14 protein-coding genes are annotated in these 17375 nt (G+C 37.4%); 8 read left to right on the top strand and 6 right to left on the bottom strand.

The genetic code is table 11. The annotated features are described in order from the left end of the window. Positions 1 to 27: 27 nt before the first annotated feature. Entirely contained in the window at positions 28 to 2433 is a 2406-nt protein-coding gene (locus AAC073_RS15680) for an alpha/beta fold hydrolase (protein WP_339924732.1), read from the bottom strand. Between the two features lie 494 nt (positions 2434 to 2927). On the opposite strand from AAC073_RS15680, the gene AAC073_RS15675 reads away from it, so the two are divergent. From AAC073_RS15675 to AAC073_RS15665, 3 genes are all read left to right on the top strand, one after another. Then, positions 2928 to 5147, top strand: coding sequence for a sodium-translocating pyrophosphatase (locus AAC073_RS15675; RefSeq protein ID WP_339924731.1), 2220 nt, complete (start codon positions 2928 to 2930; stop codon positions 5145 to 5147). Between the two features lie 183 nt (positions 5148 to 5330). Continuing rightward, positions 5331 to 6146, top strand: a complete 816-nt coding sequence (locus tag AAC073_RS15670; RefSeq protein ID WP_339924730.1) for a polysaccharide biosynthesis/export family protein — start codon at positions 5331 to 5333, stop codon at positions 6144 to 6146. Position 6147: 1 nt separating this feature from the next. After that, positions 6148 to 8577, top strand: a complete 2430-nt coding sequence (locus tag AAC073_RS15665; RefSeq protein ID WP_339924729.1) for a polysaccharide biosynthesis tyrosine autokinase — start codon at positions 6148 to 6150, stop codon at positions 8575 to 8577. A 7-nt stretch (positions 8578 to 8584) separates the two neighbouring features. On the opposite strand, the gene AAC073_RS15660 is transcribed toward AAC073_RS15665, so the two are convergent. After that, positions 8585 to 9769 carry a nucleotidyltransferase family protein gene (locus tag AAC073_RS15660; protein WP_339924728.1) on the bottom strand — a complete coding sequence of 395 codons (1185 nt, stop codon included), beginning with the start codon at positions 9767 to 9769 and terminating at the stop codon, positions 8585 to 8587. A gap of 47 nt (positions 9770 to 9816) precedes the next feature. Then, a complete protein-coding gene (locus AAC073_RS15655) occupies positions 9817 to 10086 on the bottom strand; it encodes a PqqD family protein (RefSeq protein ID WP_339924727.1) in 270 nt (89 codons plus the stop codon). Positions 10087 to 10216: 130 nt separating this feature from the next. Between AAC073_RS15655 and AAC073_RS15650 the strand changes: the two genes are divergently transcribed. Further along, a complete protein-coding gene (locus AAC073_RS15650; protein WP_339924726.1) occupies positions 10217 to 12064 on the top strand; it encodes an asparagine synthase-related protein in 1848 nt (615 codons plus the stop codon). 15 nt (positions 12065 to 12079) lie between these two features. On the opposite strand, the gene AAC073_RS15645 is transcribed toward AAC073_RS15650, so the two are convergent. Continuing rightward, entirely contained in the window at positions 12080 to 13570 is a 1491-nt protein-coding gene (locus tag AAC073_RS15645; RefSeq protein WP_339924725.1) for a tryptophan halogenase family protein, read from the bottom strand. Between the two features lie 89 nt (positions 13571 to 13659). Between AAC073_RS15645 and AAC073_RS15640 the strand changes: the two genes are divergently transcribed. Continuing rightward, positions 13660 to 13797, top strand: coding sequence for a hypothetical protein (locus AAC073_RS15640; RefSeq protein WP_339924724.1), 138 nt, complete (start codon positions 13660 to 13662; stop codon positions 13795 to 13797). A gap of 242 nt (positions 13798 to 14039) precedes the next feature. Here AAC073_RS15640 and AAC073_RS15635 read toward each other — a convergent pair whose 3' ends face one another. After that, on the bottom strand, positions 14040 to 14675 hold the full coding sequence (locus tag AAC073_RS15635; RefSeq protein ID WP_339924723.1) for a sulfotransferase family 2 domain-containing protein: 636 nt from the start codon (positions 14673 to 14675) through the stop codon (positions 14040 to 14042). 25 nt (positions 14676 to 14700) lie between these two features. On the opposite strand from AAC073_RS15635, the gene AAC073_RS15630 reads away from it, so the two are divergent. The 3 genes from AAC073_RS15630 to AAC073_RS15620 are packed head-to-tail and all read left to right on the top strand — an operon-like array spanning position 14701 to position 16691. Further along, on the top strand, positions 14701 to 15501 hold the full coding sequence (locus tag AAC073_RS15630; protein WP_339924722.1) for a glycosyltransferase: 801 nt from the start codon (positions 14701 to 14703) through the stop codon (positions 15499 to 15501). Next, complete coding sequence (locus tag AAC073_RS15625) at positions 15488 to 16063, top strand: sulfotransferase family protein (protein ID WP_339924721.1); 576 nt, start codon at positions 15488 to 15490, stop codon at positions 16061 to 16063. The genes AAC073_RS15630 and AAC073_RS15625 overlap by 14 nt, the downstream gene beginning before the upstream one ends. Next, the gene (locus AAC073_RS15620) at positions 16038 to 16691 is read left to right on the top strand and encodes a sulfotransferase family 2 domain-containing protein (protein WP_339924720.1); all 654 of its coding nucleotides are present in this window, start codon (positions 16038 to 16040) and stop codon (positions 16689 to 16691) included. Before AAC073_RS15625 ends, AAC073_RS15620 begins: the two co-directional genes overlap by 26 nt. A 10-nt stretch (positions 16692 to 16701) precedes the next feature. Here AAC073_RS15620 and AAC073_RS15615 read toward each other — a convergent pair whose 3' ends face one another. Further along, on the bottom strand, positions 16702 to 17286 hold the full coding sequence (locus AAC073_RS15615) for an aspartyl/asparaginyl beta-hydroxylase domain-containing protein (RefSeq protein ID WP_339924719.1): 585 nt from the start codon (positions 17284 to 17286) through the stop codon (positions 16702 to 16704). Positions 17287 to 17375 lie beyond the last annotated feature (89 nt).

Genomic DNA, 17375 nt, shown 5'->3' with positions numbered 1-17375 from the left:
TTTTATTTAAATGGGTAATTCAAGTGATTATTTTTCAAAGTCCAGTTTTTTCACAGGCGTAAAACCAAAAACATTATCTAAAAAAGAATAAGCTTCTTTTCGAATGTCTGACGGGAAATCATGGGCAGCTTCAGGATACCTCACAATTAAATTATCTGGGTAACCCAGCCAGTTGTATACTGGTTGTATCTCAGCAATTCCATCTTTAACGCCTTTTACTGAAAAGTTACTGTCATTTATTGGCGCATTGGTAAAAACAGGCCTTGGAGCAATAGAGGCGATAATATGAGTAAAATCAAAGGGTAGCTGTGCTTCAGGCAGTAGTTTTTTGATAGCTGGCATGTACCGGTCTTGAGCCCAAGGACCTAATCTTCCGCCATAATTCTTGATTCCTGCCTCTCCAATATCGTAGTAATCAAACGGTGTCCATCCACAGCTTGTAACCACTGCTTTTATTCTCGTATCATGTGCTGCGACGAACAAGGAATTGTGCCCACCTAAAGAATGACCGATAACTCCTATCCTTTCCGGGTCTACTTCAGTCCTATTGGTAAGTACATCTACGGCCCTCATGTGATTCCATACCGCTAAAATGGTTCCTGAAGCAAATCCATCTGTAGCAAAATCATGTTCCTTTTGTTCTCCAAAGCTTGGGTAATCGGGAGCGATAACTACATAACCTTTTTCTGCCAATTCACTGGCCAGCCCTCTGTTTTCCAGAGGACCTTGTCCATCAACTATCTTTTTCCCTAGGTCGCCTGTACTGTGGAGTACCAACATAGCTGGTGCTTTTACTTTAATGCTGTGTGGAATATAAAGGAAGGCCGTAACCTCATTTCGCTTATCGCTTGCAAAGGAAATATGATGCTTTGTATAATTTGCTTCTACTGTAGCGTCCAAATATTTTACTTCTGGACTTTTTAAGTGAGCTCTTGAAGAAAGCGTACCCATGATTGAAGCCATGTTGTTTTTCCATGAGGCTTTCCTTTCTTCCCATTGTTCCAATGTTCTCAAAGGATTTTCGCTCTCAGATGCCAAAACAAGCGGACTATCCAATTTGTTTTTTGGAATAGCGCTATGAAGCATTTTTTTAATGGCTCCCATAATAATGGGTTCTGCTTCAGCAGTTACGGGGCTGGTACCCACTTCATATCCTCCTTCTGAATAGGCTGAGGAGGGGCCTATATAGAAAGGGCCATAATCCCCATAGGCTGCCATGGTCACAAACAAATCTTTTCTTTCGGCTTTGGCGGCCAACTGGTATTCGATAAAAAGTTCTCCAGGTAAGTGTAGCATTCTTACGTCTCCTATGGCCAAACAGCTAACATCTATCTTTTTACCAAGTGCTTGCCTGTTGTACCAAGCCAACTTTTGAACATTATTGGTAAGCCACCTGGCATTTTGCGTAAGCATTTCTTGGGCAATTTCGGGTAGGCTTTCTTTTGGACTTAGAAGAATGGGTTCTTGTTGCCAATAAACATCCTCTTTGGTGATTTTAGTTTTTACTGTATTTTTCCAAGCCTTTTCCATACCTGCCGCTAGCCTTTCAGCAAGAATTTTGCGGTTAATTTTGGCGCCGTCATTGTATTTTCCGGCAGTTACATTTGCTCCAGCACCATTAAAATGAACATGCATTGCTTCTGGAACGGCCAATTGACGCATGTACCTCGCTATCCCTGGAAAATCTGGATTGGCAATTTTGGTCAGGTAATAACTTTGGGGATGCACTGCATAGTAGCTAAATACCGCCACTGGCTCTTCTTCATTCCAAAAGCTTACCAATGAAACCTCAGGATCTATTATACCTTCTGGGAAATCTCGGATTTTCTTGTCCTTGGTAGCAGATGTTCTAGTATAAGCTACATGTCCATCATCCCCTAGAATTCTTCTATTTGAAGCGACCTTCTCAACAATCCCTTTTCCAGTACCAATATGGCTTATAGGTTTGGCATTCTTTATGCCCTCTTTTATTGCCGCTTCTAAATTTTGCAGTAACACCTTGTCGTAAGAACTTTCATACCCTTTAGGATCTAATCCTGCATCCTTTAAAATTTTCTCCGCCCCCCAATCACTTATAGGAGCATCGTGCTGGTGCAAGGTATGAACTGCAACTCTTGATGGAATGGTAGAAGCAGCTTTAGCAAGCGTTTCCTTAAATGCATCCTGACTTTCATTTGCGATTCCTATCCAGTCAATGGCGCAAATAACGATAGGCAAACCACTTCCAGAAATCACTACGCCTTTAGCACGTAATCCTAAGTCATCTTTCTTTTCTAAGGGATCATAAGCCAGTAAGCTACCGATAGGGGGTGTCGCATCTATATCAAAAACTGCCAAGGTAAGCCCATTTTCTTGACCAAAGCCAACAATAGGGGACTTGCAGAAAGCAATTAGAAATAAAAATAGGTGCAAATTTGATTTGATAAAATTCATAGTGGTTAACTTTAGTAATGCATGTAAGAATTATTACACTCTTTTATGTGATGGCAATGGTCCTACTTTTGCGCCATACGGCTTGTTTAATATTTGATATTCAGTAGGCTTTGCTACTGTACCTTCTATAAAGGAGGCCCTTATCTTTTAGTCAGTTTGATGGCATTTAATCTAAAGCAAATACCAAAATTTTATTAATTAAATCCTATCAATGATTAATCAAGCGGTAATTTTCTTTCTTGACCTATGGTTATTTGCTGGTAAAGTGTTTTGTCAAAAAATCATCATTTTGGCGATTTATTTGATTTTTTGTTGAAAATTACGATTTCATTCGATGTTTTGTCATTAATAGTGCAATCCTACTGAGTTTTGATAGAATATTACACTAATTGTGTGCGATTAGTATCTTTTAGCAATACTTTCTTGAATGGAATGGGAATAATAATATCTTTGTCGAAATTAAAAATAAATCCAATTCTTTATAACAGTTAATAATGGAACAATTATTTCTCTATTTGGTCCCTTTTTTGGGTATTCTTGGCCTAGTGGTTATGGCCGTAAAATCAGCCTGGGTTACTAAACAACCTACAGGTGATGAAAACATGGTGGAGTTGGCTGGTTATATAGCCAAGGGAGCGATGTCTTTTCTTAAAGCAGAATGGAAAGTGATGGGCTACTTTGTGGTGATCGCTGCCATTATTTTAGGTTGGTCCGGTACTTTATTAGACAATTCCAGCCCAGTCATAGCGGTTGCTTTTGTAATAGGAGCTGTGCTTTCCGCCTTTGCCGGATACTTAGGGATGAAGATTGCCACTAAATCAAATGTAAGAACAACCGAAGCAGCAAAGACAAGCTTGGCCAAGGCCTTGAATGTTTCCTTTACTGGAGGAACTGTTATGGGACTTGGAGTTGCTGGACTAGCCGTTTTAGGTATGGGTGGTTTGTTCATTATTTTTTATAACATGTTTGTTGTTTCTACAGGGGGAGATGTCAATGGGCATGAGATGGAAACCGCGCTGGAAGTTTTGGCTGGATTTTCTCTTGGAGCTGAGTCCATCGCTCTTTTTGCTAGAGTTGGTGGAGGTATATACACTAAAGCAGCTGACGTAGGTGCTGACCTTGTAGGAAAAGTAGAAGCAGGAATACCAGAAGATGATGTACGTAATCCTGCTACTATTGCAGACAATGTTGGTGATAATGTTGGTGATGTTGCCGGAATGGGAGCAGATTTATTCGGTTCTTATGTAGCCACTATTTTGGCATCCATGGTGTTGGGTAGAGAAATAGTAAGTAATGATAACTTTGGGGGAATTGCACCAGTGCTATTGCCATTGGTAATTGCTGGCTTGGGTCTTGTGTTCTCTATCGTAGGAACCTTGTTTGTAAAAATTAAATCTGAAAATGGCAATGTACAGGCAGCGCTAAATAGAGGCAATTGGTTTTCAATATTATTGACGGTCGCAGCTTCCTTTTTTGTAATCGATTATATGTTGCCAGAGGGCGATTTGGTAATGTCACGGTTAAATTCAGCCTCATTTACTAAAATGGGCGTATTTGGAGCAGTTTTCATTGGTTTGATTGTGGGTGCTTTGATGAGTATCATTACGGAGTATTACACCGCCATGGGAAAAGGTCCGGTGAATGCTATCATTAGGCAATCCTCTACCGGTCATGCCACGAATATAATTGGTGGCCTGGCTGTAGGCATGCAATCTACAGTACTTCCTGTTTTAGTATTGGCCGCAGGTATTTTTACCTCTTATATGGCTGCAGGTCTGTATGGCGTGGCCATAGCTGCTGCAGGCATGATGGCTACTACTGCCATGCAACTTGCTATCGATGCATTTGGTCCTATTGCTGACAATGCAGGTGGTATTGCTGAGATGGCTGGCCTTCCAAAAGAAGTAAGAGAAAGAACAGATATTCTTGATGCAGTAGGTAACACCACCGCCGCCAGTGGTAAAGGTTTTGCAATTGCATCCGCTGCTTTGACTGCCTTGGCATTGTTTGCTGCTTATGTTGGTATATCTGGTATCTCAACCATAGATATTTATAAAGCAGATGTGCTCTCAGGATTATTTGTTGGAGCCATGATTCCTTTTATTTTTTCTGCCTTGGCTATAGCAGCAGTGGGGAGAGCTGCCATGGACATGGTCAATGAAGTGAGAAGGCAATTCAAAGAGATTCCAGGCATAATGGAGTATAAGGCTAAACCTGATTATGAGAAATGTATTGAAATATCTACCAAAGCGTCCATTAGAGAAATGGTTGCACCAGGAGCCATTGCCTTGCTTTCTCCCATAGTGGTAGGATTTCTTTTTGGGCATGAGGTGCTTGGTGGTATGTTAGCAGGAGTTACCGTATCTGGTGTATTGATGGGGATCTTCCAAAACAATGCAGGAGGCGCTTGGGACAATGCAAAGAAATCTTTTGAAAAAGGGGTAATGATTGACGGCGAGATGTATTACAAGGGATCAGAACCACACAAAGCTTCTGTGACAGGTGATACCGTTGGTGATCCATTTAAAGATACCTCTGGACCTTCCATGAATATTCTGATCAAATTAACCTCTATCGTATCCATCGTGATTGCACCATATATTCCTTTGGACAGTCCGTTAGGTTTAACCCATAATGTAAATACAGAAACGGAGAAAGTAGCTCAAATTATTCCAGAAAAACCTACAACAATTGAAGTAATAAAAATGGATTGAATATTTTAATATTTTTCACAAAAGGCCTCTAAATTTAAATTTGGAGGCCTTTTTTTTAAGAAAAAGGATGATTTCTGAATTTTAGATTCAAGAACTTTTTAGGATTTTTGAATAAATAAAGTATCTTTGATTGGCAGGATATCACTTTATTTTTCAATGTCCCAATCAAGACCTAACAGTTCTATGCAGAAGTACATTTTGTTTATATTTTTTGGTGTTTTCTTAAGTACTTTTTATGGCTGTGTGCCTAACAAGAAAATAATATACCTTCAAAACAAAGAGGGTTTAGAAAACCTTACCGATGGAAAGGTGATCACCTATGAAATTCCGGATTATCGTTTACAATACAACGATATAATCGATGTAAATATAAAAACTGTAGAAGATCTTCTTAGGGATGGGTTCAATGTTTTGGGTGAGCAAACTACTCAAAATTCCATGGTAGGACAAGTTGCACAAAGTGGAGGAGATATCTACTATATGAATGGCTACAATGTAGACAAAGAGGGTTTTGTCCGGCTTCCCATGATTGGAAAGGTGAGCGTGATTGACAAAACCATTGAGGAAGCAAGACTTGTCATTGAGGAAAAGGTCAAAGCTTTTGTAAAAACGGAATTGTATGTGAAAGTGAAACTTGGGGGTATCAGGTACAGTGCCTTGGGAGAATTCAGAAAACCTGGAAAATTTGTTGTTCTGCAGGATAGAATGACCATTTTTGAAGCCATTGCGCATGCAGGTGATCTTACCACTGTTGCCAAAAGAGACAATTTAATATTGATCAGACAAAACCCTGAAGGTACGGAGATCCATACCATTGATTTAACGGATAGAAAGATCGTTCAATCTCCTTATTATTTTATTCAACCCAATGATCAACTTTACGCAGAACCTATGAAGGTGAGAGAAATAGGTTCCGGAGAAAATGCTGCTCAGTCGCTTGCCTTAATTGTTTCCTCTATTTCTGCTGTAGCGCTTATCTTAAACATAGCCATTCGTTAACATGAGCCAAGCCAATTCTTTACCACCGAATTTCATTCCTTTTCAGGTAAATAAAAAGGATGAGTTTGATATCAAAGGAATACTATTCAAGTATTTTAGGCAGTGGCCTTGGATTTTGTTAGGGATAATTGTTGGCCTGTTAGTGGCCTATTATAGCAACAAATCTACCAACCCTACCTATATCGTCAACTCTTCAATTGTAATTAAAGATGAAGAACAGAGTTTGGGGGCTGATATTTTTGGTCCTTCAGGATTCAGGAATTTCCAAACTCGATATAAATTAGAAAATGAATTGGGTATTTTGAAATCCCATGCATTGGCAGAAGAAACGCTTTCCCAACTGAATTTCAATACCATTTATTTAAGAGAGGAGCGATGGAAAAACAGCCAACAATATGGAGATGTACCTATAGTAGTGAAAGCAGATTGGTCAAATCCACAACTTACCAGTGGTTTGTTCAAATTAAGCGTGTTGGATGCTTCTAGTTTCGAGCTTTCAATTGTGGAAAGCACTTTTAGTTTATTTAACCCGCTTGACCCTTTTTACAAAACTTCAGTTGGTTCTGGAAATAATACGCCTGAAGGTATTTATTCTTTTGGTGAAGCAATTACTGGTCAGCATTTTAATTTTACGGTTTCAAATTTATTTGCCAGCAATGGGGAGGAGGTATTGTTTTATTTTAAAGATACACCTTCCTTAGCTACATCCTTTACGAACTTACTTCAGGTCAACTCCTCAAACAATTTTTCTTCAGTTGTAAATCTTTCTTTGGAGACACCCGTAAGGAGAATGGGGCAAGAATATTTAAATACCTTAATGAATACCTACCTCGACCGTGAATTGAGAGAAAAAAATGAGGTAGCGAAGAGTACCATATTTTTTATTAATGAGCAGCTAAGAGGCATTTCTGATTCTCTTTCCTTTTTTGAAGACGAGCTGGAACAGTTTCGTACTGAAAATAAGGTATTCAACCTAAGTGAGGAGGGTGCGCAGATTTTCATGAAGCTTCAAGATCTGGAAAAACAACAATCAGAGGTTGGTGTAAATCTTCAATATTACCAAACCTTAAAAACCTACATAGAAGAAGATAGGGTAGATGGCTTAATTGCTCCTTCTATTGCCGGTGAAGGAGATCCCTTATTGAATGCCTTGGTGGTAGGCTTGAGTGAGTTACAAGCCGAAAAAATCAGGTTAACAGCCAATTATTCGCTTGAAACACCTGTGATCAGGGAAGTAGAAAATAAGATTCAAAGTACCAAAGAAGCCATTGGAGAAAATGTCAGATCGGCCATAAAAAATTTGGAGAATTATCTGGCAGAATTGTCAAATAAAATTTCTATTGTTGAAAGTGAAGTTTTTAAATTGCCTGAAACCGAGAAAGTGATGCTTGGGTTGCAAAGGAAGTTTTCCATCAATGAAAACATCTACATTTATCTTTTAGAAAAAAAGGCAGAATCGGAAATTACCCTTGCTTCAAACAAACCGAATAACAAAATTTTGGATAAAGCAATGGCCGCTTCGGTACCCATCGCACCTAAATCCATGATTAATCTAATAATAGGGTTACTTATTGGATTCTTTATTCCTGTCCTTATCATTACGGTTAAAGATTTTCTATACCAAAAGGTGAAGGACCCAAAAGAACTAGAAAAGGCCTTGGTAGTACCTCTGGTTGGGATGATAGGCCGACACAAGGAGAAAGATTCGCTATCTGTGTTAAATCACCTCAGGTCCACTGTATCTGAATCTTTTCGTAGTCTACGGGCAGATATTCCCTATCTAAGTAATAATAAAAACAAATTGACCTTGCTGTTTACCTCTACCATCTCTGGTGAAGGCAAAACTTTTATTTCTATTAATATGGCTTCGGTTTATTCATTAATGGGAAAAAAAACAATTTTGATCGGTCTGGACCTGAGAAAACCAAAGATTGCAGATGATTTTGGGTTGAAAAATGACCAAGGAATAAGTACCTGCTTAAGTAGAGGGGTTTCTTGGAAAGAAGTTGTTAAGCCTTCAGGTTATGAGAACCTGGATGTAATATTGTCTGGTCCTATACCTCCAAACCCCGCTGAATTACTGCTACAAGAAAATTTCAGTACATTAATCAAGGAAATTCAGGAAGCTTATGATGTAGTGATTTTAGATTGTCCTCCCGTAGGATTGGTATCCGAAACCAAAGAACTGATGAAATATTCAGACATAAACTTTTTTGTTTTTCGACAGAAATACTCTGCTTTGGCGAATATTCAATTTTGTAACGATTTGTCTACGAAAGGGGGTATTCATAAAATTTATGCAGTGCTTAATGATGTACATGGAACCCATGGATATGGTTACCAATACGGCTATTATACTTCAGATGTAAGTGCCTATGGTTACCACGATATACAGGACAAGCCCTGGTGGAAAAAATTTGGTAGGCGATAGTTGCTCCTTATTTATTTCGCAATAATTTTATTGGGAGCTTAATGGTGTCGTATATAAAATCAGTTGGTGTATATTTTTCCGGATATGCCATCGCTTGCTTTTTCTGGTAATGATGTTGTAAATTTTTGATGTAATATCCGGGGTCAAAGTTCCCATTGTCACGATTTAGGTATCGGATATACAAACTTATTAATTCGAAACGACTGTCTCCCCAAGTACAGTTTTGCCATATATTAAACACCATTTTATATACCCTGTTTTCATGGGTTTCCAGTCTTTCTTCAATTGGAGCAGGTAATGAAATGGATAGTAATGTTTTTAAATATTGAAATCCATCCAATAGGACTTGTTGCAATCTATAGCTCCTTGCAGTGACCAGTATGGCTTCCCAATCTATTTGGTTACTGTAGTTTTTCATATAGGCAGAGAGGTCTGAAAGATGGCGCAAACGCATCCATTGGTCTTTACCACCATGGTGAATGATCATAAGCCAGAACAAACTTTCTTTATCTACCTGGAGGACTTTTATTCCATAAAAATCCTTGAAAGTGGCTTTATAAAAAATCGAAGGATAGGGAAAATGAAAGCTGTGAAAGTCACTTTTCACTCCCCACTGAAAATCCAGTAATAAATCTTTGTTGTTTAAAGGCAATTGGTAAATATAATTCAAGGAAAGCAATTTCTCAATATGCTGACCTATCTCAGTTTCTGATTGGTCAGGATTTAAAATTTCGGAACCGAAGCCTTGATCCTTTAAAATATTGATACAAGGAAGCACATCTTTTTTTTGAACCAAAACATCAATGTCTCCCCTTTCTCTTAGTTGAGGATTCTCATAAATTTCAAATTGGTATTGGAGACCTTTATGTAATATGGCGGGTATGCCGGCAGTTTCGAATTGTTGGAGTAGTTTTTTTGTGTGGTAAATATCCTTTAGGTTTTTTAGTGCATTTTGTGTGACAAATATCTTTAGGTATTCTTTGTTTTTTTTAGACAACAAGGCGGTCTTCTTGTCATACTCAAAAAGCAGTGGGCGAATGCGATGAAACTTGGCCAGCTTCAATACTTTTCGTTCATCAACAGCTATTTCAGTTTCTTTCCCATTTGCTTTCTGTACCATATATGCCTTTATGGAAGAGAAAAGCACCTTCATTTCAGGTGAAAAGGAGTAGAGGGAGGCAAGCTGTTGCAATATTTAAAAATAAATAAAATAAAAATAAGTGGTATTAAGGAAAAAGGCTATTTGATGACGATGGCATTTGCTTCAGCCATTTTTTTCAGAAATTCATTGACTGTTTTCTCACATTGTTCCTTTGAAACCTCGTATTCCGCTAATAAAGCTTCGGTTATTTCACCGATGGTCTTTGGGTTTTCTAAGAGCAGCCAAATGCTTTTACCCGTTTCATTTAATGTGGCATAAGAACCATTGCTTACATCCATCATGACAATGTCCCCTTCTATTTCGTTAAAAACATAAGAATCACTTCTGCTAATTTGCTTACTGGTCATGAATAGTTATTTAAATTGAGTTTATAATTTACTGTTTTTTTGTCAAGGTCTTAATCAAACCCATTATATATAGTAAATTTAGAGGATTGAGAATGGAAATTATAATTAAATTTTAAAATAAACGAAAAACATGACTTCATTTTTTGGTTTCACAGGGAAAGGCGATTTTTTAGAACAAATGGCTACCCCGTTGAGACATTGGTCTGCAGACCGAGAGGGCAAGTTTACAAGTGATCAGCTTTCTATGGGCTGCTTAGAAATGTATAATGTACCTGAATCCGACCTAGCACCTCAGCCTTATAAGTACGAAAATTTCATTATTGTAGGGGACTGTCGAATAGATAACCGTGAAGCCTTAAGAAAAATATTAAAGCTGGAACCAGATCAGGTTATGGCCGATTTGGAGTTTATCGTTCGCCTTTATGCGAAAAAAGGCAAGGAGACCCCAAAACTATTGATAGGCGATTTTGCCTTTATTATTTGGGACTGTGAAAAGGAGGAGCTTTTTGGAGCAAGAGATCAGTTGGGGATTAAAATATTTTATTATGCCATTCACTTGGAGCAATTGGTGTTTGCTTCTGAAATAAAAGGGGTTTTAGCTTATCCTGGCATGTCCAAAGAATTCAATGAGCTTGTTTTGGCCGCAACTTTTTTTTTAGATGGACCATCTTCATCCGAAGGAACACTTTATAATGCAATAGAAGCCCAGCCTGCAGGGACTTGGATGCATTTTAAAGCAGGAACTTTAACCCTAAAAAAATATTGGAATTTAGGGGACCATAACATCACAATTCCTGAAACCCATGAAGAAAGGTTGGAAAAATTTAAAGACTTGTTTTTCCTTTCGGTTAAGGATAGGATGAGAGCCAATAAGCGGCTTGGCCTAGAGCTCAGTGGAGGCTTGGATTCTACAGGTATTGGGGCTGCGATTGTTAATTATTTGGGCAAAGGAGGTGATCTGTCCTGTTTTAGTTTCGGTAAAGCCCTTCAGCCTACCCAAGAATTAGATAAATTTGATGAAGGGGATCTAATGCACGAGTTTTGTAAAGAAAACGGCCTCCTTTCTCAGTGGCGAAAATTCGATGAGCGGGATTTTACGGAGAAGGATCATTTAAATTTAATGACGAAAGTACAGGATGAGGTAGATATGAATTTTCTACCCACCCTTACCGCTGCCTTTTTAAAACAAGCCAAAAAAGAAAAAATTGGAGTTATGTTTTCAGGCTGGGGTGGAGACATGGCAGCTACCCTCACTTTAGGTGGCTTTTACAGGCCTTTGGCCTTGAAGAAGAAGTACTGGGCGCTGTGGAAAGACATCAGAAGAAAGCATGATGTTCCCATGGCTTTTATTAAATGGCTTTACTTTTCTATCAAATTTTTGCAAGGGGACTCAGTTCTTAAAACGTATAAAGAAAAAAGCAAAAAAAAGTATGCTTCTAACCCTTTGAAAAGAAAAATAATAGAAAAGCACCAACTTCTGGATAGGGAGCCTTCCATGTACAAAGTGAAATCTACGATAGAGGTAAGCGATTACCTAAGCACTTATCTTATTGAGGTTGGAATCAATAAACGCATAGTAGACCATGGCTTGGTTGGTCGTCATTTCGGGGTGGATTACAGGTTTCCTATGATGGACCTCAGGCTTTTGGAATACATATATGCGCTACCACTTGATACGATAGCCTACCAAGGTAAGAGCAGGTATCTATTTACAGAAATCATCCGGCCTTATATTCCCAACGGAGTTATTGACAAAAGAAAGAGTAAGGTGCCATCAGTCCCTTTTATCAAGGCATTTCAAAGGGATGCCTTAGATCAAATAATAGCCTTTGGTCAAGCTAATTTTGATGAATTAGAGAATATGCCTTATTTCGATAGAGATAAAGTCCTACAGATATTAGAAGAACCTCACCCAGGTAATTTTGGGTATTTATCAAAGCTTATGTTTTATATTATCAAACAAAAATCTAAACTGTAAAGGATGGAATTAGCTTCACCGAAAACTAAACGAAGGGTTGTTTTCCAAATAAAAAAGACTCTCTTCATGTGAAAGCGCATCAGCCACGACTTTTTCATTGAAAGTTATAATTTTTTCTGCGGCCCCATTTTGAGGTTGGTTGTCCACTATATGTTCCCATCCGAATCCACTTCCAAGCATGACCAAGTCGAAAGAAAAAGTGCCAAATATAGTATTCTGTAATTGTTGATTTAAAACATTGTTTTCATTAAAAAATAAAGGGCCATTTTTTTTATAGTAATTCAAATAATCCTGAATGCCTGACAAATCTGTATGTTCCCTAACCATTTTCCAAAAGGGAGTGTCTTTTTTTTCATTGTACTTAAAGTGAAGGGCTATAAACCATTTAATATAGTCCCAGGATCTATTTATTTTAGAATTATATTTGGCTTGTGCTGCTTCAAGGGTTTTTTCATTTTTCAGGTATTTTTCAAACTTTTCCAGCTGAAGGATAATCATATGCAGACCTGTAGATTCCAGAGGCTCCACAAAAGCGAAAGCATTACCTATGGCTATGGTATTGCCTGACCAACTTTTTTCGTATCGCCCCGATTTGAAACGGATTACTTTTTCATCATTTATCTCTGGACAATATTTTCTCAATTCACTTCTGGCTTCCTCTGCTGAGCAAAATTTATCAGAATAAACATAGCCCAAATGATTTTCTCTTTGTGTAGGGGTTTCCCAAAGCCAACCGTGATTCAGGGTTGAGGCTGTGGTATAGGGTTTTATTCCATTTGTATGGCTAGCTTTACCTAAGATGGCTGAGTTAGTCATTAAGCTATCTCCATAGTCCACCCAATTGGTTTTTAAGGCTTTGCCCAATAAATAGCTGGAAAACCCTGTACAATCAAAATACATGTCGAAATTCAACTCTTTCTGTTGATCCGTTTGTATATAATCTATATCGCTGTTATTATTTTTAAGGAATGTTTTTTCAATTTTAGCATCTATATGATTTATTTTGGCAAGTCGAATTTTTTCTTTAAGGTATTTAACAAGTAGCTCGTTATCAATATGATAAGCCATGCCGCTTTTGACTTTTATGGGTAAGACCTCTCCATTTTTGCTGATAAAAGGAGCTTTATCGGCCGCCATCATTCGGGTAGTAAGTGAAGTGTAATCCAAGCTTTGCTTGTATCTTAAAGAAGCAATGGTATCCATTCTGCCAAAAGGATTTAAGTAATGCTTGTCCTCTTTTCTTCCCCAATTAAATTTCACCCCTAATTTAAAGGTTGGTTTGGTGGCGTTGAAAAATTCGTGAACTGAAAATCCCAAGGTGCTGTGAATAAATTTTAGAAGTAGAGGAGTACTCGCTTCCCCAACACCTATTATTGGGATTTTTGAGCTCTCTATAACTGTGATATTTTTATCGCCAAATTTTTTTTTTAGATACAGTGCCGTAAAATAGCCTGCAGTCCCTCCTCCGATTACCCCAATATCTCTTACATCTTTAAAATCTTGCATAATTTTTGGCTGTGATTTAAAATAAAAATTTGAGTTTACGGTTTTATTATTTAAATTTATAAAGAATTAATTTTTAAACTAATAAAAAAATGGCTTCGACAGAAAACAGCAATCAAAAAGAAAAAAAAGAATGGGTTAATCCTGAATTTTTAACAGAAAATATTCAAAAAACCGAAAGTGGATGGGCCGGGGCTCTTAAAGGTGAAGACGGTTGGTATTCTTCTTAAGAAAGGTTTTAAAATAGCCTTACAATTAATAATCAGAGTTATGTTGTGATTTTATTATTGTATCCAATTGTTGTTAACCTTCTAGTACAGCTTTAAAAAATGCTCAGGTGGTTGATGGCTTTCAGAGTGGAATACCTTTTTCCCTGCTTTGATCGAGTAGATTGAATTACCATAGGGAATTGGAACCTTTAGGGTTGGAGTAGAGGATAATTGGTATAGCTCTTTAATTTATATGTTGGATTTTAAAAATCGTCTGTTTTTAATTGTTCAAAATCTTTTTTATAAAAACGACTGATCAAAGACCTTAACTCATCATCATAATAGGCCATATAGGGGAGATGATTAGAAGAATTGATTTTTGCTGGAGATTTAAAAGGTAAATTTAGCCTAAAAAAAATACTTTCAAGGTCTTTATCCATGTTTTCAGTTTGGGCAATAAAATCAACCATCAATTTGCCCTTTTCATCCATAATATAATCACATTGAGGCCTGAAGAAAAGACTGGTATGATTTGATTCTCTCTGAATCAATAATTTCATATATGCCCTGCATTTGGTTGTATTGGCATGTTCTTTGGCTAGTAGCGGGTGCTTAAAAAAACAAGCCGAAACAAACCGTTCATAAGGGTTGCGCATAAAAGCAAATTTTAGATAGCTGGTCCATATTTCCGGACTTAAGTGAGGCTTGATCTCAAGTGCAGTGATATGCCCATTTTTGCGCTTCTGAAAATCTCCCGTTTGTAATTTTGAATGATGAAAAAGTGCTACCTGTTCTTCGTCTCCAACTTCCAGAAAAGGTCTTAGGGCAAAGCGAACAGCATGGGTACCCGTTTTTGGTATGGCAAAAGAAATAAATTTATGGCTATGGCTTATGATCATGGGATTTTAAATTTTAAATTTGAACATGCGCTATGTTCTGGTTACTGTATGTTCTCCTGCCTTTTTTTTAGGTACAAAAGTGCTTATACAATCCTTTTTAAAAGAGAATTCATGGTATGAGGGAGAAATAATTGTTATTAATGACGGACTAACAAGTTATCAAAAAAATGAATTGGAAGAAAGATTCAATGTTTCATTTGTTGAGATCGGTGCGGGTTTGAATGATAAAATCACCCATTTAATTAAAGTATTTCCTCATTTTCAGCATTTTAAATCTAGGTTTTATTCGTTAGAATGTTTTTCTTTTCAAAATTACGACAAAATTTTATTTTGCGACAGTGATTTACTTTGTACAGGTGACATTAGGAGGCTTTATGAGAATGAGGATAATTTCTCTGCAGCCTGGGATTATCGTAAAATCATGGGTTATGTTCGGCACCAAGATTCCTATATGTTCTCAAAACCTGAATTCGTTCCAGAAAAGTTTAAAGAATTTTTCATTTCAGGACTCTTCAATACAGGGGTAATGGCCATTGGAGCCACCTTGGTTAAACAAAATGCCTACCAACGTATATTGGATGAATTAATTCCAGAAACCTATGAGAAGATAAAAACAGGGCATACGGATACGGTGGTTTTAAATAAATTGTTCTTGGATCAGGTGACCTGGTTGGATCAAAATTACAATGCCTATTGGCCTATAACTTCAAATATGGCAACGGTTGAAGGGTTTGTTCATTTTATTGGGAAACAAAAACCTTGGTCTGCAAATATAGACCATAAGAATAAATGGGTTCGTAAATGGTGGGAGTATGCCAATGAATAAGCCCAAAGTATTTTGTGTTGGTTTTCACAAGACGGGAACTACGTCAATCGGGAAAGCTTTGGAAGCATTGGGGCTAAAGAATGTTCATGGTGCTGGTTTGGTAAGAAAAGAGATAGGGGATATTAAAATGATGGAGTTACTATTCAAAAAGGATTACAGGATATTTCTGAAATTGGTCGGACAATTTGATTCTTTCAATGACAACCCATGGTTTAAAATCTATAAGGAATTAGATCAGGCCTTTCCAGGTAGTAAGTTTATTTTAACTTATAGAGAAGATGAGGAGTGGATCCAAAGTGTCAATCGATATTTTGGTTCAAGTACATCTCGGATGAGGTGGTGGATATATGGAAGAGGTTGTCCGAAAGGTAACAATGATAAGTACTTGAGAATTTATCAAAAGCACAATCAAGAAGTTAAGCGCTATTTTTTGAATCGGCCGAATGATTTATTAATTCTACCTTTGAATGCGCAAGGTAAAATGAAACTTTTAACTACTTTTCTGGACCATCCGGCAGTTAGTTTAGAATTTCCACATGAGAATAAAAGTCATGATCATTAGCCATAAACACCGGTTTATTTTTATAAAAACAAATAAAACAGCAGGAACGTCTTTTGAAATAGCCTTATCTTCTATTTGCGGTCCAAATGATATTTTGACACCTATTTCACCAAAAGACGAAAGGGTAAGGGGCTTTTTGGGTTATTGTGGTCCTCAAAATTACCAAAATAAAGATGTATTATTTCGTGCGCACACTTCCGCATCCTCTATTAAAAAGAATATAGCGCCTGAAATCTGGGAAACCTATTTTAAATTTTGCTTTGAGAGAAATCCATGGGACAAGGTAATTTCCCACTACTATTGGAGAGGAGGAGAAATAAAATACAAAGGATTGGATGCATATCTTGAAGCGGGGGAATTGGGGAAAATCAAAGCCTTTTCTCAATATGCTGATGCCGATAAAATATTGGTAGATAAGATTTATAAATTTGAACAATTGAATCAGGCCGTTATAGCCCTTAAGCAACGTTTGGAATTGCCAGAATCGTTTCGTTTACCTGATTATAAAGCCAAATCAGGTTTTAGAAAATACCGGGGAGATTACAGGAATTTTTACACTAAACAACAACAAGAATTAATTGGAAAAACATTCAAGCGAGAAATCAATCTAATGGGATACCAATTTTAATGTATTTAGTTCATGCCAGATCATTTTGAGGAATCTTATTAATTGAGCCATCTAAATATTCAAAAATAAAATGAATTCTGGCTGTTTTTCCGGTGTTTTTAACGCCATGCAATCCCGAATTGTCTACTTCTACCGCTGTTCCTTTGGTGAAATTATAGGAAACACCACGAATGGTAAAAGCCACATCTGGATTGGTGATCATTGGAACATGGATTTTATGAGGGATCCAGCCTCTGGTATTTCCGTCTATATGCTCTGGAATAATGGTTCCGGGTTGCATTTTGGCAAACATCACCCTGGGGAAATAACCTGATTTGTAACCAAAGGGCTTAACAGCTTGCTTCATGATGGGGAGTAAGATAGTTCGGTATTTTTCCCATAAAGGCAAGTCAAAATAGTCTACTGGATCACTTTTTTTATTGCTCCAACGGAAATTAATATGGTTCACCTGGGCCAAAGAATATTTCTTGTTGGGATTGATGGCTGCGTCGGTATCCCATTGCTGCATTAGTTCAGGAAGGAGCTGTAACAAAGGTAAAACATCCACTTCTCCAAGCACCCTTACTGAATTTGTCTTATTGCTGTTTTTTTCCATATGAACCTAAAAATTATTGAAGATAAAATTAAACTAAAAATGACTATTTTTGAGAGATTCAATGGTTTTTTTAGATATAAATTACGTTG

It is taken from the genome of uncultured Cyclobacterium sp. (assembly GCF_963977555.1).
GTDB lineage: Bacteria > Bacteroidota > Bacteroidia > Cytophagales > Cyclobacteriaceae > Cyclobacterium.
This window is presented reverse-complemented; position numbering and strand designations above follow the sequence as displayed.

Excerpts from the sequence above, each read along its gene's own strand:
- AAC073_RS15635 (WP_339924723.1), bottom strand. The coding sequence starts at position 14,675 with ATGATCATAAGCCATAGCCATAAATTTATTTCTTTTGCCATACCAAAA.
- AAC073_RS15655 (WP_339924727.1), bottom strand. The coding sequence starts at position 10,086 with ATGACCAGTAAGCAAATTAGCAGAAGTGATTCTTATGTTTTTAACGAA.
- AAC073_RS15640 (WP_339924724.1), top strand. The coding sequence starts at position 13,660 with ATGGCTTCGACAGAAAACAGCAATCAAAAAGAAAAAAAAGAATGGGTT.
- AAC073_RS15680 (WP_339924732.1), bottom strand. The coding sequence starts at position 2,433 with ATGAATTTTATCAAATCAAATTTGCACCTATTTTTATTTCTAATTGCT.
- AAC073_RS15625 (WP_339924721.1), top strand. The coding sequence starts at position 15,488 with ATGCCAATGAATAAGCCCAAAGTATTTTGTGTTGGTTTTCACAAGACG.
- AAC073_RS15645 (WP_339924725.1), bottom strand. The coding sequence starts at position 13,570 with ATGCAAGATTTTAAAGATGTAAGAGATATTGGGGTAATCGGAGGAGGG.
- AAC073_RS15675 (WP_339924731.1), top strand. The coding sequence starts at position 2,928 with ATGGAACAATTATTTCTCTATTTGGTCCCTTTTTTGGGTATTCTTGGC.
- AAC073_RS15630 (WP_339924722.1), top strand. The coding sequence starts at position 14,701 with ATGCGCTATGTTCTGGTTACTGTATGTTCTCCTGCCTTTTTTTTAGGT.
- AAC073_RS15670 (WP_339924730.1), top strand. The coding sequence starts at position 5,331 with ATGCAGAAGTACATTTTGTTTATATTTTTTGGTGTTTTCTTAAGTACT.
- AAC073_RS15615 (WP_339924719.1), bottom strand. The coding sequence starts at position 17,286 with ATGGAAAAAAACAGCAATAAGACAAATTCAGTAAGGGTGCTTGGAGAA.
- AAC073_RS15665 (WP_339924729.1), top strand. The coding sequence starts at position 6,148 with ATGAGCCAAGCCAATTCTTTACCACCGAATTTCATTCCTTTTCAGGTA.
- AAC073_RS15650 (WP_339924726.1), top strand. The coding sequence starts at position 10,217 with ATGACTTCATTTTTTGGTTTCACAGGGAAAGGCGATTTTTTAGAACAA.
- AAC073_RS15620 (WP_339924720.1), top strand. The coding sequence starts at position 16,038 with ATGAGAATAAAAGTCATGATCATTAGCCATAAACACCGGTTTATTTTT.